This window comes from Paenibacillus sp. FSL H3-0321, from assembly GCF_038002865.1.
GTDB lineage: Bacteria > Bacillota > Bacilli > Paenibacillales > Paenibacillaceae > Paenibacillus_AQ.
The window spans coordinates 6,948,160-6,963,313 of the sequence record NZ_JBBODH010000001.1 but is presented as its reverse complement, the minus strand read 5'-3'; the positions used below and the strand labels follow the sequence as shown (position 1 = coordinate 6,963,313).

Genomic DNA, 15,154 nt, shown 5'->3' with positions numbered 1-15,154 from the left:
AACCCCTGACGCTCAGGAAGCGCCAGGGGTAGTCAAAGAAATCCGTTGCCGATTTCAGTCGGCAAGCTTGAGCAGTGCAGCCAGCATCTGCGCGGTTTCCTCACGCGTAGCTGCAGCCTGCGGCGCAAAGTTAACACCGCCATCCGGGGCGGTTTTGCCCGAAATGATCCCCGCCTGCTGGACAGCTGCAGCAGCTTCCAGCGCAAAAGAACTAATGGACTGCCGATCTGCGAATACGGCAGTGCCGCCGCTCACGGGCAGAGTCCAGTTCCGCTCATCCGCCAGACGGATAATCATAACTGCGAGCTGTTCGCGTGTAACCTTCGCCTTGGGTGCAAACTTCCCGTCTCCGGTGCCGTTTACGATTCCGCTAACGTTCGCCCAAGCGATTGCCGCTGCATAATAGTCATCTGCCTTCACATCTGTGAAGCTGCCGGACACTGCCGTGTTCAGCTCCGCTCCGGCCAGACGGGCCAATAGCAGGGCTGCGTCTCCACGGCTCAGGTTGCTCTTCAACCCAAACTGGCTTTCGTTGATTCCGGAAATAATGCCGCGTGCCGCCAGATACGTGATAGAGTCTTTGGCAAAGCTGGCAGCAGTATCGGTAAAGCCCGGGTTGCTGTAACCAACTGCATAAGCAGAGAAATGAGCGGAACGGAAGGTCAACTGGCCGGTCACCGCATTATAGCGGCTGCCAGGAAGCACAATCAGCTCGCCTGCCGCCGTAACATTGTAGGCCACTACCGCATTGGTATCCTCCGCAGATGACAGTGAATACGGGATACTCACCAACGCTTTCCCTTCCCCAAAGCTGGAAAGGGTACGGCTACCGGTTCGCACTGTAAGGTTGATAACCGGACGGCTGCCGACTGTACTCCGCGCGGCTTCGCTTATACCTCCAGCGGGATTGCCCATAACACTGCCAAGATCGGTTCCACTAATAGATAGTTTTACCGGTTCACCGTTTGCCGCAGTGTTCACTGCAATTACCGAAGTGCGGTCAAGCGAGACGGTTCCTTGACCGGCTGCGAATGTCACACTCTGCACAGCGCTGCCGGAAATCGCAGCCCAGACTGCGGCGGGAACCTCCAAGGTTACGGCTTTGGCCGCACTGCTTGTTGCAGCAACGCGGAAGACCAGCTCTTTGCCGGCAGAAGTTTTCAAGGATTCCAGCGCTGCTGCCACGGCTTCGGCAGTAGCGGACAAAGTTGCCGCTCCATCCGTACCTGCTGCGGCCTTGAGTTCAAGAACAACCTTGGAGCCTTCAACAGTTACCGCCGGGGGTTGAGCTGCAACTGCCGGGGTCTGCCCCAGGGAGCCACCTGAACCCGGATTCGTAATGACCGGATCAGCCGCCGCTACTGTCACCAGCGATTCGGCTACGCCATACCCATCCGCACTATATACGGAAACGGTCACTGTTCCCGCTGCCAGCGGAGTTACCGTCCCCTTCTGATCTACTGCAGCCACTGCAGGATTAGAGGAGCTCCAGCTAAGCGGTGATTTCTCCGGCGTTCCAGCCGCAGGAGTAACCTCAGCTTTGAGCGTTGCCGCTGTTCCTCCGGCTTTTAGAGAGAGTGACTTCTGGTCCAGCGTAACCTTTGTAACGTTTAATTGATATACCGCTACAGTGCCCCCTACCTCATTGGCTACCAGCACCAGCGGAAGTCCGGTCGGACTGTCCGTTGCCGGAATGAACTCGATGCCCTCCGGCCCGGTGTCCGTAGCGATATTATTTTTCGGTGTGAATTCACGGGAATTAATATAGTTGAGAAACTGCGGCTGCTCAGGATTACTGACATCGTAAGTCATCAGGCCGCCAATGCGCTCCAGGCCGATGAAGGCCAGCGCTTTTTGCCCCACCTTGCCTACTTTAACATATTCAGGCTCCGGTCCTTTTTTGGTGCTGCGGCTGTCCAGCGTTGTATTGCTGTTGCTTGCATTGAAGTAATCAGGCAGCCGCTCCGCTGTAATCCGTTCAAAATCACTGCCGCTGTCATACACCTGCTTCAGCGTATTAGCCTCCCATACTGAGAAGGAACGGCCCCCGTACAGGTACATCCCGTCATGACCCATATCCGACATGACCTCTACACCGTCATATTTCGTATTTCCGTTCAGGAACAGTGCAGCCGCAGAGTCAGGTTCAAGCGAACCCTTCATTTTGCCGATCGTGCTGACATTTTCCTTGCTGTCCCATTCCGTGGCATCGCCCTCATTGGCCGTGAACAAGTAGGTCTTGCCGTTAACGGTGTACTGGCTGATCCCATCCGGCATATAAACGCCGTAGAACGGGACATTTTCCAGCCTGCTCTTGCTGTCCTTCACGAGGTCAAGTCCATTTAGCGGATCGCTCAAATCCTTAAATCCAAGCCCCTTGACCCACAGCAGCTTGCGGGAAGCAATATCGACTGCAGCTACTGCATTGTTCTCCTGAAGGGTGATATAAGCGGTCTTCTGATCTTCGGACAGCTCGATAAATTCCGGCTCCAGATCACGGACTGCCGCTTCCTTTGTCCCCTTCCCTGTAATTAGCTTCGTTGCCGGATCAACCGCCCCGCGGATATGCACGAGATCGTCGATCCGCTCAGGGTTGTCGAACTTGACGTAATCTGCTGATTTCGCAGTCGTGTCAATGATCGTCACACTGCCTTCGGGATCACCCTCCAGTGTGCGGGGCTCGGCCTCGTCAGCCGTAAGAATAAAGCGGCCATCCCCGGTGAATTTGATCATATCGGGCTGGACTCCAGCCGCATAGGTATCCAGCAGCTTACCGTCATAATCCAGCACAAGAATTTTGCCGTTCTTCATGGCATCCGCTTCCTGTACGGCTACAGCAATCCGCTTCGTTGCCGGGTTGATGTCCACACTGGTCAGATCGCCATAGCTGAAGCCTCCGGTTTCCGCCAGCTGCTCCACGTTGATGCTCTTTTCCTTTTCCGGATGGATGCCATCCTTCAGATTTACGATATCTACTGTCGCAGGATGCGTCGAACCGTTGACCAGATAGAACTTTCCGTTATCACGGTTATACTTGACAATCTCCGCCACACCGCCGTCTTCATTGGTAACCCCGACGGAATATCCGCCAAGCTTTGTAATGCTGATAACATCCGCCGTTGGCTCTCCCGCCGGTTTATCCACCGTCAGCGGGAGGCTCCCCTCCACCTTCATAGCAGGAACACTGCTGTCGTACACCGAGACGCTGACCGTTGCCGGACCTGACGTCACCGGAGTTCCGCTGATTTTGCCGGATGCAACGTCCAGGCTCAGACCTTCAGGCAGCCCCGCCGCCTCAAAGGTATAAGGCAACGTCCCGCCATATACGGACAGTGTCACCGAATACGGGGACCCGGACGTGGCCGCAGGCAGAGACTGGTCCGCCAGGCCAAGAGGCTGAACAGCCACGCCCCATGCTCCGTCGGCACCGCTATGGGGCTTCATCCGATTCAGCGTTCCCGCATCCAGTGAATCGAAGCTGATTTGCTTAAGATCCGTTTTATTGTTGTCTGTATCGGCAAAATCGCTACGGCGCACCGACTTCTGCTTCGAGGTGCCGCCGGATTTGCCGGTAGGATAGTCGCTTTCATAGCCGTCGATGGTTGAGCCGTTGTCATTGCCGGCCGTGCCGATCATATCCACGTAGGAATCCGGTTTATTCAGGAACGGATTTACCGTTTCCAGCAGCGTGGTACTGTTCAGCAGCACCACTTTCATTCCTTTATTGTAAAAGAGGATATCACTCCATACCTGGTCGCTTTTGCCGCTGATATCGCTTTTATAGTCGGGGTTCACTTTGCCGTCTGTAATCAGATAAGAAGAATGCGCGTTGATCGTGCCGGTCAGCTCCAGCTTGCTCCAGGCACCGTTCATGGTTGGATCTGAGTATTGCACGGACCAGCCGCTCAAATCCACAGCAGAATCCGTAGGATTATAAAGTTCGATATAGCCCTTGGAGAAGTAGCCTCCCGTTGTTTCGACATCCCCGCCGCCATATATCTGGTTCACAACAATATGGGGAACGGTTACATCATAAACGCCGCCAGCGGAATACGGAGTGCCGGACCCGGGTGCTGCTGCAGCTGTTGCCGGACCTGCGTTCCACGCCGGGCCCACTGCCAGTTCTGCGGCAATCAGCAGAGAAAGGATTGTTTTGCCTGTTGAATTCAAGTGATTGTCACTCCAATACTCTATAGATTTTTTTCTACTATAGAGGACGAGTATGTTCTGATTTGCCGATTTGCATAAACGGAGTGTAAACCCCAGAATAAATCGCCACATGATGACGGAAATGAGTTGATTCCCCGATAACCTCACTGAAATATTCGCCTGTTATGATCAAGACAACAAGAGTACCGGGAGGGATTATCCATGCGTATTGCCTTGTTTACGGACACCTATCTTCCTCAAACCAACGGAGTCGCCCGCACGCTTCACCGGCTTGCCGGCCATTTACACCGCCGCGGCATCGAGCATCTGCTCTTCACCCCGAAATCCGCCCCTGAAGAACATTTCGCCGATCCCGTCCGTCCGATTGCCAGCATCCCCTTTTTTCTGTATCCTGAGTGCCGGCTGGCGCTGCCCGGTATGTCCTCCATCCAGCAAGAGCTGCGGTCCTTCCGGCCTGATCTGCTGCATATGGCCACCCCGTTCAACATTGGTCTGTACGGTCTCCGCTATGCCCAGAAGCAGAACCTCCCTCATGTTGCCTCCTATCACACCCACTTCGACCGTTATCTCCAATACTACCGGATGAGAAGAATCATTCCGCTCTACTGGAAATACATGAAATGGTTCCACCGTTCCTGCGATGCCATCCTGGCCCCTTCGCGGGAGACAGAAGCTACGCTGCGTTCCCATGGCTTCACCCGGCTGCGGTTATGGTCGAGGGGAATTGACTGCGGTCTGTTCACACCGGAGAAACGCAGCGGACAGGTACGGGAGCGTTACGGAATTACGGCACCGGTAGTATTGCTTTATGTAGGACGGATTGCTCCGGAAAAAGATATCCCCACTCTCTTAACCGCCATGCGGCAGCTGCCGGAATCCACGGCTGCGGCGGTTCATCTGCTGGTGGTGGGAGACGGCCCGCTGCTGCCGGAGCTGCGGGCGCAGGCGCCGCGCAATGTCACCTTCACCGGGGGCAAGCACGGGGAGGAGCTGGCAGAGCTGTATGCCTCGGCAGATGTATTCGTGTTTCCCTCCAGCACGGAAACCTTCGGGAACGTTGTTCTGGAAGCGATGGCCTCGGGCCTGCCTGTGATCGCTGCCGGGGCAGGCGGCACAACGGATCTGGTCTTGTCCGGTGTGACCGGGTCATTGTTTGAACCGCATCATCCGGGAGAACTGGTGAAGGAAATATGCACTATGGCGGATCAGCCGGAGCAACGGATGGCTATGGGCCGGGAGGGACGGCGGCTCGCGCTCGGCCGCTCCTGGGAGCATATTTTTGACGGCCTGATCCGGGATTACGAAGAGGTGATTGAGAACCGGCGCTTGAAGAACCGAACGGGGATATTTACAGCCTAGCGTTAAGAGGTTGACGGATTTCCCCCGCTGGTGCGGGGAAGGATCACATAATTCTGCCCGCAAAAAACAGCGCGTTTCTTCCCCCTCCGGAAGGGGTGGAGAAACGCGCTGCATTCCTACACTGTACAATCAATAATTACAACATTCTGCTAAACTCTTTTATGTAATAGTAATCGTACGAAAAAACAGCTTTGTTCTTCACTTTTCGGTATCCAGACCTTTGCAGAGCGCCAATTCTTTGGTCTTACCTTCGGCATATTTATTCAGCAGATTACTGGCATGGTCCGCCATTCGCTGGCGCAGTGACAGAGGTTCAAGCACTGTAAGCTGATGGCCGTACAGCAGCAATGTTCCGAACCAGCCGTTCTCCTCTTCCGGGACGGTGAAGCCCATGACCAGTTCCTGATCCCGGACTTCTAACAGCACCGCATTGGGGAGCAGCTCCTCCATCAGCACCCTGAGACCTGCCGGACATGCAAGCTTAACGGTTATGTACGGCCGGTGATCCTGCGCCTCCGCCAGCAGACTTTCCGCATCTCGATGCATTGTTGAAAAGGTCCCGTCCGTGGCCCGAAGCTCCCGGATTCGGGAAAGACGGAACAGCCGGTATCCGCAATGGTCACAGCAATAAGCGAATAAATACCATGCATGCCACTTATAGGTTAAGAGCAATGGCTCGACAATTCTGTCTGCCACCTCATTCCTTGCATTGGTGTATTGAAAGTGAAGCACCTTTTTCTGGCGGATGGCATGCTCTATAACTTGAATCGCCTCTCCCGTGCCCGCACCCTCCCTTAGAACCCCCAAATCAAGCTGAATGGGCTGCGGCACTGCCTCCTTCTCCGGTGTTAAGGACATGATCTTCTCCATGGTATCTTCTGCGCGTCTGCTGCTGTAGCCCGATACCAGCCCCTTCAGGGCGGCCAGAATATAACCGTAATCCTCGGACTGAAGCAGCTGTCTGTTCATTTTGAAGCTGTCGAGTATGTAATAACCTCCGTTAGTGCCTTGCAGCGATCCCACCGGAATCCCGGCGAGCCCAATAGATTCGATGTCACGTTGAATCGTACGCGGTGATACCTCGAATTTCCCGGCCAGTGCACGGGCACTGACCACCTCCCGATTGAGCAGATAGACTACGATTCCCAGCAAACGGTTAATTTTCATCTGATTCACCTGTTTCTTCTCGTCCCGCCTTGAATGCCTGAAAGATGGACATTAGTCCAATACGCTGTTAAAAGATAACAAAGTCATAGTCTGACGAAACTTCTGAAGAGAAGAACTATTAAAATAGACTCCTCGAAAAAGGAGTCTTGTCTAATCATAGTATGTGTCCGAAACTTCATGAACAGTTCGAAAATAAAATGATTTGTACTTGATTATTAGTTTATTTGATAGAAAACTATAAGTCTATATTTTATTTGAAAATACGGTTAGTCTGAGGTTATACCCGGCCGGGAATTGCTGAAGAGATGAGGTTCATTATGGTAAGTAAAGAACTGTTAGGCAGAGCTGCAGAATCCTTTGGGTTTGAAGTTGATACATTGGTTTTCCTTAGCAATTCTTGTAATGAGGTGTACCGGTTTTCCAAAAACAATCAACTCTGCATCTTACGATTATCTGAGAAACCTCCTGCATATGTGGAAAAAATAAAAGCCGAAGTGGATTGGGTATATTATTTGGCGCAGAGCGGCGTGCATGCCTCATTGCCAATCCAAACCTCGGATCAACAATTCGTTGCTGTTTACAGAGAGCAGAATCAATGTTATATTGCTACAGCTTTCCATATGGCATCTGGACGTTTTTTTGATAAAAACAATCTGTGGGGCCCCCCGATATTCAATAAATGGGGAGAAACCATGGGAAGAATGCATCTGCTCACAAAATCCTATAAGGCTGCAGATGATGCTGTACAAAGAGATGACTGGGGAACATGGAATATGGATAACCCTTATTTACAACAAGGCCGATATCATATCCTGCTTAAAAAGTTGAAATCTCTGGAGAATACGATCGCTTCCCTGCCTAAAGATGCTCAATCGTATGGATTGATCCACAACGATTTTCATCCCTATAATTTTCATATCAACAATGATGACATTACGGTTTTTGATTTTGATGACAGTATATACGGCTGGTTTGCGCTGGATATTGCAATTGCGGCAACTCATGCCGTGTGGTGGGGGTCTCCGGCCGAGGACCGAAAATCTAAAAATGAATTTGCAAAACGATTCTTGGATGAATTTTTAACAGGCTACTTCAAGCATAATGACTTAGATACCTATTGGGTTAAGCAGATTCCTATGTTCATGGACTATAGGAATATATGCTCATACTTCTGGTGGCTAAATAGCTGGGACGGAGATGAGAGTCGCCTGTCTGAATTTCAGCAAACTGCAATTACCCAAGCCATAAATCTTATTCAATCTGGTCAGAGATTTGATGGTTGCGATATACAATTATAGGCCACCCTTTGTTCATCCATAGCCTCCGCTATTACTATTGTTGGGTCGTTTAATCCTTTATTTAAGGATCATTTAATGTGGAACATCTAATTCCTTATATAACAAGTGGAAACGGCTTCGCCGTCCTCAAAAGGACGGTATCCGTTTCAGCGAGAAATAGAAGGATAATTTATAGCGTGAAGCATAAAAATTCTTATATTTCAAAAAAGAGGCCGGGCATCTGCCCGGCTTCCACTTCAGCTGTCTATTGCAGCCCCATTCATTGACTTCGGATTTCTACTTCACCGTAGCATTGTACTGGCCGATTTTCTCGGTAATCTGTTTGCCGGCATCCTCCAGCGCCTGTTTAGGCTCTTTTTGTCCGTTCAGCGCTTCTTCAATCGCACCTTCAACAATCTGGCGTGCTTCGGGGAATACGCCCATTACCGCACCCGAGGTCGCCGCTGAAGCACTCGAAGCATGAAGCTGGTCAACAGCAGTCTGGAACTGCGGATATTTCACCATATTATCCTTGAGCACCTGCTGCTCATAAGCAGCCTTGTTAATCGGGAAGTACCCGGTGCTTACACTCCATTTTGCCTGAACCTCCGGCGAGGCCACATATTTGATAAATTCCCATGCCGCCTTCTGCTGCGCTTCCGGTTTGTTGTTCATAATATACAGGCTGGCTCCTCCGACAATCACTCCGCCGTCCTTCGCCGAGGCAGGTTTCGGCAGGAAACCTGTGCCGACTTCGAATTTGCCGCCAGCCGCCTCTACCATATTGCGCAGCGAAGCCGTAGAGTTCAGTGTCATCGCTACCTGACCTGCGGCGAACGCGCTGTCCGTATCATCTGTGTCCCGTCCCAGATTGGCGACTACTTTATCGTCGACCATCTTTTTCCACCATTCCAGTGTGCTTACACCGGCATCCGAAGCCAGCAGCGATTCTGTGGCAGCGGCGTCGCGCCCATTGCCGTTATTAACATAATCAGCGTTCTGATTGGCAAACAGCTGCTCCATGAACCAGCCGTAGATGGCAATTGTCGCTCCGGCTTTACCGTCTTTGCTTAATGCTTTGGCAGCGGCTTCGAATTCCTCAAATGTCTTAGGCGGGTTCTCTGGATCAAGTCCTGCTGCTTTGAAAGCATCTTTATTATAATAAAGAATCGGATTGGACGTATTGAACGGCATCGCATTTAACTTATCGTCAATCGTATAGTATCGGATAATGTTGGGTTCCAGACCTGACAGATCAAAACCGTCCTGGTCGATAAACTGCTGCACCGGTGTGATCATCTTCGAATCAATCATAAACTTGCTGCCGATTTCATAGACCTGGATCAGATCCGGTCCGCTGTTCGAGCCGATGGAGGCTTTCAGCTTGTTCAAGCTTTCATCATATTTACCCTGGTACACCGCTTCCACCTCGATGCCGGTCTGGCTGGCATTGAAGTCGGAGACAATCTGATTAATCGCTTTTTCACCCGCACCGGACATAGAATGCCACCAGCTGAGTTTTACCGGAGCGGCAGCGGCACTGACTTCCCCATCGCTGCCTGAGGAGGTGCTGCCGGCTGCATTATTGTTCTCATCTGCATTTGAATTGTTGCCGCAGGCAGCAAGAACCAGCATCAGGCTCGCAAGCAATGGAACCATACCTTGTTTGAATCGTTTCATTCTAAGTATCTCTCCCTTTTCCCCTATAATTTGGATTGAAGAAGCTATATACGTATTCATCATCTGCAATAAGCAGCTGACTAGCTTTTAGCTCTGCGCATCCTATCACTTATCCCTTCAGTGCACCGGCCGCCATGCCCCGGACAAGCTGCTTCAGCCCGAATACCAGCAGCAGCAGCGAAGGCAGAATGGCCAGTGTGATTCCGGCAAATACCAGATTCCACGAGGTCGATTCCTGAAATTCAAGCATGGAGATTCCGATCTGCACCGTCCGCATCGGTTTGCTGTTCGTAACAAGCAGCGGCCAGAGATAGGAATTGTACATGTTCAGAAAAGAGTAGACAGCCAAGGTGCCCAGTGCCGGTCTGGAGAGCGGCAGCATATGAAACAGAAAGTAGCGAATATGTCCGCAGCCGTCGATTTTGGCTGCCTCAAACAGCTCTTTGGGCAGCTGCATAAAGAACTGCCGCAGCAGGAAGGTGCCAAAGGCCGTCGCCAGAAAAGGTATGGTCAGGCCCTGGTAGGTATCCAGCCAATTCAGGCTGCGTACAGTCAAATAATTGGGAATCATCGTCACTTCCCAAGGAACCATCATCGTGGCCACGAACAGGCTGAACATCAGTGATTTCCCTTTGAAATTCATTTGAGCGAAGGCATATGCTGCGAGACTAGCGGTGATCAATTGGCCGATCATGACAATGCCGGATACCAGAAAGGTATTGCCAATAAAGGTGGCGATCGGAATAATATCGAACACTTCGCTAAAGTTCTCCGGATGAAAGGAATGCGGAACGATGGACGGCGGATAAGCGCTGGCCTCTTCCGGGGCCATAACGGCCATGAAGAAGCTGTAGAATACGGGATACAATACCAGTGCCGCCACCACAGTGAGCACACAGTAGGTAAGTACTTGTCCTGCTTTTGGCTTTTTCATTGATAGTGCACTTTCCTTTCCACCCATTTGAACTGGATCAGCGTCAGCAGCATAATAACCAAAAACAGCATCAGTGCTTGGGCGCTGCCCGTTCCGAAGCGGAAGTTGACAAAGGCCTCACGGTAGATGGAGTATACAAACACGTTGGTACTGTTCATCGGTCCGCCGGCGGTTAAAATATTGATCTGGCCAAACGCCTGGAAGGCACTAATGATCGAAACCACGAGTACGAAAAACAAGGTCGGGGATAGCAGAGGCAGGGTGATCTTGCGAAATACCGTGACTGCTCCCGCTCCGTCAATTCTGGCACTCTCATAGATTTCGTCCGAAATGCCCTGCATTCCGCTCGACAGGATGATGTAATTGAACCCGAGATTCATCCATACCGTCATTAATGAGATAGACAGCAGCGCGGTATCCGGATTCACCAGCCACGCCACCGGCGTCATTCCGGCAAGCTCCAGCAAATAATTCAGCATACCCAGCGTGGGATGAAACAGAAATTTCCAGATCACTGCCGCCGATCCAACAGACAGCACCATGGGCAAAGAGAAGGCGAACTGGAACAGCCGTTTGCCGCGCAGCTGATTGTGGGTAAGCGCCGCGAGCACAAGTGCAAGCAGCAGGCCGGTCGGGACCGTCAGGAGGGCAAACAGCGCCGTCACCCGGATACCGTCCAGAAATAGTCCTGAAGTGAAAAGGGCATTGAAATTATCAAAGCCGACATACGCTGCGATTCGTCCCGCCGGGTCCGTACTATGCAGACTTAAATATACGGATTTCAGCAACGGATAGAATAAAAACACACCGAACAGCAGCAACGAAGGAGCCAGGAACAGGTAGGCAAGCATATTCTCCTGAACCTTCAGCTTGCTTAAATATGCCGGCCGTAAGGGAATTCCAGCCGATGCCGCTTTTTCTCTTGCAGGCAGGGTTAATGAATTCTCTAGTTCACTCAAAATGGAAGCCTCCTAATGACCTAACAGTCCGCTTTTATCTTCTTACTACCTCTGCAAGTGTAAAGCTTGGATGTCAACGCAGCATCAGGAGGATGGCAAGCCAGCGTTAAAATTATATAAATTTTGTAAACGGAGAGATAAATTATCTCAACTATTTATACAAAAAAAGACCTCCTCGATTTCTCAAGAAGGTCTTTGCTTACACTTGTTGTTCCGCCGCTTTCTCCTGATTCAGATTCAGCCATTCCTTACCTAGCACACCATAGGCAAAAGTATCATGCCATTTCGGCATACCTTGTTCATCGGTTTTAAAATAGCCCGTCTGGAGAAAGTGCCCCTCCCGCCGCAGCTTCAGCCGTTCGAGCAGCCGCCAGGATGGTGTATTCCGCGGATCGCAATGGGCGGTTACCCGTCTAATTCCTAGAGTATTGAAGCCGTACTCCAGCAATGTGCGGCAGGCTTCAGCCGCATAGCCGCAGCCCTGATACTCACGGTTGAACACGTAGCCGATCTCCCAAGTCTGAAACTCCTGCGGTTGCTGCTCCTGAAAGTATAAGTTGCCAATTACTTTGCCTGAATCCTTGAGGCACACAGCCCAAAATGCCTGATCCGTGGAACGTCTCACCGCCTCAGCATGGCTGTCTTCTTCATTGTAAACACCATAAGGCTCATATTCTACAACCTCTTCACAGGAAAGATATTCATGCAGGTCCTGCCCATCTTCCGCTCTGAATCTCCTAAGCACTAAACGCAACGTTTCCAAAACTTCCATTAACCCTCACCCTTTGCTGCTTTGATTATGAAGAGACCTTCATCTGCAATTGCTGCTCGATAATACCTCTGATGTTATCGACTACATTTGTGATACTAAATTTATTAACCGATTCTTTGACGAATTGCGGATCGGGCAGGTGTTCCGGCTGATCTACGATAAGCTGCATAATCCCGGCCATCCCTTCCACATCCCCGACAGAAACCAGCCAGCCGTTGCCCTCAGGAATAACAATTTCCGCAGGTCCATGCTGGCAATCCGTACTCAGACATGGAATGCCCCGGGCCATAGCCTCCAGCAGCACCAGCGGGAACCCTTCGAAGTTGGAGGTCAGAACCAGCGCTGAAGCTCGGGGAATTTCCGCCCAAGGATTCTTCTTCCAGCCGAGCCATTCCAGACGATCGTTGATACCATATGATTGCGCCAGGTTGTATACTTCATCCCGGTCCGGTCCATCTCCAACAATGATCGCCTTCCATTCTCCCTCCAGTTTGGCAAGGGAATCAATTAAATCTCTCACACGTTTTTGCCTATTCTCCAGCCTGCCGATGTACAGAAAGGTTGGAACCTCCGGCCGTGCGACCTCCAGCACTTCTACATCAACCGGGTTGTGGGTGACGAAGATCTTACCCTGGGCTTCACTGCCAACCACCGCTTGAATCTGCTCGGCAATCCCATTGCTGATCGACAGATGGAAATCGGCGTATTTCAGCAGCTGCACCTTCCAGATCGTAGACAGTTCATTATGCACCCAACTGCCAACAGGAATCTTCCGGTTCAATATTCTCGTCATCCATTTGCAATAGCAGACCACATTGGGATCACATCCGATAATCACATCCGGCTGATACTGACTAATTTCCCAGAATAGCGGAAGTGTGAAGCTATACCGCCGTCTTAAGGCATTGTCCGTACGCTGATCTCCGATCTCCACACAATCCAAATCACGCAGCCAATTCTTGTCCAGCGATCCGCCCATAAGAAACATCTTGACCTCATCCTGATTTCGGACAAGCTCCTGCATCACGGTTCTAAATACCGCCTCCATTCCGCCTAATCCGGAACGTTTATTGCTGACAATAGCGATTCTCATTTGGCAACCTCCTAGTGGTTGGGTTAATGTGACTTCATGAAACAGAAGCTTACAAAACCGGCATCAAAGCAAGGAGAAACATGGAGAACCACTTACAAGCCATGACCAAGCTGCACCATTATCAAACCAATCCAAAATCTTCCTTCATAATATATCAAAAATTATACAGTATTATCAATATATTCTGATTACATCTGTAAATCAAAAAACTGCCCTCCCTGCAAGGGAAGGACAGTTCTCGAACAATCTGCCGGATACTCAGAGGTTATGTAGGCTCAAAAAATAGAAGAGATATTAAAGACGGGTACTCGAATTCAACAGTTCCAAGGGAAGTGACAGCCTGATTATGCTCCTCCAACTTGATCATTAAGGATTACAAAATGAGACGGATTTGAAGGCAACACCGGCAAAATTGAATCTCCACCACTTAGCTGACGCTTGAAGGGGTGGATTCTTGCGAACAGAGGAGCAACCTCCTCTTTTGGGCAAGCGATCCCTGCTTTCTCGCAGTTCTACGTTTTATTTTTATAGGTAATTGCTATACCGCTACCTGTTTGATATTATGAGCCGCATTTTCATCCCGATCATGGTGTGTTCCGCAAGCTACACATGTCCATTCTCGAATCGAGAGGTTCTTCACTTCGGGATGGATTGTGCCGCATACGTGGCACTGCTGACTGGTCGGCTCGAAGGTGTCAGCAACCCGGAGGGTTCGTCCATACCAGGATGCTTTATACGTCAGTTGTCGCACCCATTCGCCCCAGGACGCATCAGCGATGGACTTGGAAAGTTTGGGATTTTGAATCATATTCGCCACATGCAGATGTTCGATACTGATCGTTTGGCACTCACGGATCAGCTTCGTTGTCATCTTGTGGAGAAAATCGTTCCGGGAATTTGCAATGTGTTCGTGAATACGAGCAATGTGTTGCTTGGCTTTCTTCCAGTTGGAGCCCCCTGGTGTGCGTCTTGCCAAACGCCGCTGCCACAGCGCAAGCTTTTTCTCGTATTGACGGTAAAACCTGGGGTTGGCAAAATGCTCGCCGCTTGAGCACACAGCATATTCCTTAAGCCCCAAGTCAATGCCGATATGTGCATCTGCTTGTGGGAGTGGGGTCTTTTCGACCTCGCAAACCAGGGAGACAAAATACTTATCGCTGGCGTTTTGCCGTACCGTAGCGGACAGTATACGACCCTCCAGCTTCCGGGAGTTGGCGAAACGCATCCAGCCGAGCTTGGGAAGCTTCAATCGGTTGCCTTCAATGGCGATATTTCCGTTCGTGAATTTCGTGGTGTAGCTTTGTACTGGATGCTTCCGGCTTTTGAAGCGAGGCGCTTGATTTTGCTTTTTGAAAAAGCGGTCAAAGCTATCTGCCACATGCCGAACGGCGGACTGTAAAGCAATACTATCGACTTCTTTGAGCCAGTCATATTGGGTTTTTAGGACAGGGAGCTGTGTCGCACAGGTCTGATATGACAACCCTTTGCCTGTCTCGGCATAGGTTTGGTTCCACTCTTCCAGGAAATGATTGAACACAAAGCGGCAGCAGCCAAACATTCGACGAATGAGTTGCTGTTGCCCGGTATTCGGGTAGATGCGGTATTTATACGCTTGATGAACGATCATGTTCGACACCCCCTTTTATAGTATTTTCTTACAGTATAGCACATACGTTCGTTGAATAGTTGAAAACCGCCGATTCATCTCCGCCTATAGAGGTCGGAGTCTTTTCGGCTTTTGAA

10 protein-coding genes are annotated in these 15,154 nt (G+C 50.8%); 2 read left to right on the top strand and 8 right to left on the bottom strand.

What is annotated here, in order from left to right; translation table 11 throughout:
- Positions 1 to 54: 54 nt before the first annotated feature.
- Entirely contained in the window at positions 55 to 4,170 is a 4,116-nt protein-coding gene (locus tag MHI45_RS30615; RefSeq protein WP_076112201.1) for a choice-of-anchor I family protein, read from the bottom strand.
- Positions 4,171 to 4,371: 201 nt separating this feature from the next.
- On the opposite strand from MHI45_RS30615, the gene MHI45_RS30610 reads away from it, so the two are divergent.
- The gene (locus MHI45_RS30610) at positions 4,372 to 5,529 is read left to right on the top strand and encodes a glycosyltransferase family 4 protein (protein WP_076112200.1); all 1,158 of its coding nucleotides are present in this window, start codon (positions 4,372 to 4,374) and stop codon (positions 5,527 to 5,529) included.
- 198 nt (positions 5,530 to 5,727) lie between these two features.
- On the opposite strand, the gene MHI45_RS30605 is transcribed toward MHI45_RS30610, so the two are convergent.
- Positions 5,728 to 6,696, bottom strand: coding sequence for a helix-turn-helix transcriptional regulator (locus tag MHI45_RS30605; RefSeq protein ID WP_076112199.1), 969 nt, complete (start codon positions 6,694 to 6,696; stop codon positions 5,728 to 5,730).
- 317 nt (positions 6,697 to 7,013) lie between these two features.
- Between MHI45_RS30605 and MHI45_RS30600 the strand changes: the two genes are divergently transcribed.
- Complete coding sequence (locus MHI45_RS30600) at positions 7,014 to 7,994, top strand: phosphotransferase enzyme family protein (RefSeq protein WP_076112197.1); 981 nt, start codon at positions 7,014 to 7,016, stop codon at positions 7,992 to 7,994.
- Between the two features lie 276 nt (positions 7,995 to 8,270).
- Here the strand turns inward: MHI45_RS30600 and MHI45_RS30595 are convergent, their stop codons facing one another.
- The 6 genes from MHI45_RS30595 to tnpB form a co-directional block, all read right to left on the bottom strand.
- Positions 8,271 to 9,653: an ABC transporter substrate-binding protein gene (locus MHI45_RS30595; protein WP_076112195.1), complete on the bottom strand. Its 1,383-nt coding sequence runs from the start codon at positions 9,651 to 9,653 to the stop codon at positions 8,271 to 8,273.
- 109 nt (positions 9,654 to 9,762) lie between these two features.
- Positions 9,763 to 10,587, bottom strand: coding sequence for a carbohydrate ABC transporter permease (locus MHI45_RS30590; protein ID WP_076112193.1), 825 nt, complete (start codon positions 10,585 to 10,587; stop codon positions 9,763 to 9,765).
- The gene (locus MHI45_RS30585) at positions 10,584 to 11,438 is read right to left on the bottom strand and encodes a carbohydrate ABC transporter permease (RefSeq protein WP_438496546.1); all 855 of its coding nucleotides are present in this window, start codon (positions 11,436 to 11,438) and stop codon (positions 10,584 to 10,586) included. The genes MHI45_RS30590 and MHI45_RS30585 overlap by 4 nt, the downstream gene beginning before the upstream one ends.
- A gap of 307 nt (positions 11,439 to 11,745) precedes the next feature.
- Complete coding sequence (locus tag MHI45_RS30580) at positions 11,746 to 12,318, bottom strand: GNAT family N-acetyltransferase (RefSeq protein WP_076112192.1); 573 nt, start codon at positions 12,316 to 12,318, stop codon at positions 11,746 to 11,748.
- A gap of 25 nt (positions 12,319 to 12,343) precedes the next feature.
- A complete protein-coding gene (locus tag MHI45_RS30575) occupies positions 12,344 to 13,411 on the bottom strand; it encodes a glycosyltransferase (protein ID WP_076112190.1) in 1,068 nt (355 codons plus the stop codon).
- Positions 13,412 to 13,949: 538 nt separating this feature from the next.
- Positions 13,950 to 15,038, bottom strand: coding sequence for an IS200/IS605 family element RNA-guided endonuclease TnpB (gene tnpB / locus MHI45_RS30570; RefSeq protein ID WP_341118528.1), 1,089 nt, complete (start codon positions 15,036 to 15,038; stop codon positions 13,950 to 13,952).
- Between the last annotated feature and the right edge of the window lie 116 nt (positions 15,039 to 15,154).

Bases quoted from the DNA above. Each gene is read 5' to 3' on its own strand.
- MHI45_RS30610 (WP_076112200.1), top strand. From the start codon at position 4,372: ATGCGTATTGCCTTGTTTACGGACACCTATCTTCCTCAAACCAACGGA.
- MHI45_RS30605 (WP_076112199.1), bottom strand. From the start codon at position 6,696: ATGAAAATTAACCGTTTGCTGGGAATCGTAGTCTATCTGCTCAATCGG.
- MHI45_RS30600 (WP_076112197.1), top strand. From the start codon at position 7,014: ATGGTAAGTAAAGAACTGTTAGGCAGAGCTGCAGAATCCTTTGGGTTT.
- MHI45_RS30595 (WP_076112195.1), bottom strand. From the start codon at position 9,653: ATGAAACGATTCAAACAAGGTATGGTTCCATTGCTTGCGAGCCTGATG.
- MHI45_RS30590 (WP_076112193.1), bottom strand. From the start codon at position 10,587: ATGAAAAAGCCAAAAGCAGGACAAGTACTTACCTACTGTGTGCTCACT.
- MHI45_RS30585 (WP_438496546.1), bottom strand. From the start codon at position 11,438: ATGCTTGCCTACCTGTTCCTGGCTCCTTCGTTGCTGCTGTTCGGTGTG.
- MHI45_RS30580 (WP_076112192.1), bottom strand. From the start codon at position 12,318: ATGGAAGTTTTGGAAACGTTGCGTTTAGTGCTTAGGAGATTCAGAGCG.
- MHI45_RS30575 (WP_076112190.1), bottom strand. From the start codon at position 13,411: ATGAGAATCGCTATTGTCAGCAATAAACGTTCCGGATTAGGCGGAATG.
- tnpB (WP_341118528.1), bottom strand. From the start codon at position 15,038: ATGATCGTTCATCAAGCGTATAAATACCGCATCTACCCGAATACCGGG.